Annotated in this window: 1 protein-coding gene and 1 pseudogene; both read left to right on the top strand. The window is 67.9% G+C overall.

The window, feature by feature from the left end; translation table 11 throughout:
* Nucleotides 1-453: pseudogene (locus C1704_RS17370) on the top strand (hypothetical protein); the annotation flags it as partial.
* Nucleotides 425-602, top strand: a 178-nt coding sequence (locus tag C1704_RS17365) for a DUF2345 domain-containing protein (RefSeq protein ID WP_146076118.1), incomplete at its 3' end; no start/stop codon positions are given. The pseudogene C1704_RS17370 and the gene C1704_RS17365, both read left to right, overlap by 29 nt.

The following is a 602-nucleotide window of genomic DNA, read 5'->3' as shown; positions in this document are numbered from 1 at the left end:
GTGTACCGCATCGAGCCGGCCGTGCAGGTGCGCAGCGGCGACAAGGTGCCGCGCACGGGCATCTACCTGCCCGACGTGGGCCCGGCGGCGGCGGCCTTGCTTATCGAGGGCCAGCAGGCCATCAACACCTATATGTGCACCAACGCTGAGGAGTTGCTGAGCGACCCCAAGAGATCGCGTCCTCAAAGCCGACCCGAGCCCACCGTGTGGACGTTGGTCGAGCGTGTGGCCGACGAGGGCGCCAGCAACTGGCTGCCTGAAGCAGGCACGTCAGCTCTGCGGCTGCGCTGCGAAGCCAGCCAACCCTGCCCGCGCACCGGCTGGTGGTTCACCCCGGCCAAGGCCGACAGTCGCCGGCACTTCCAGGCCGGCGAGGTGATGCCGGACTTCCCGTCCGACTGGGGGCAGGTCATCTGGCAGTGGGATGCGAACCAGAACGACCAAGGCGATTGAGCCTGCCGCCGGGCCACTGTCCTTGCGCACGCACACCGACACCTTGTCCCTCCACGCCGAGCAAGACGCCACGATCACCAGCACGCACGACGAGATCCACGTCCAGGCCCAAACGCGCATCGAACTCACCTCCGGGTCGAGCCGCATCG

Source organism: Caldimonas caldifontis, from assembly GCF_002930615.1.
GTDB lineage: Bacteria > Pseudomonadota > Gammaproteobacteria > Burkholderiales > Burkholderiaceae_C > Caldimonas > Caldimonas caldifontis.
This window is presented reverse-complemented; position numbering and strand designations above follow the sequence as displayed.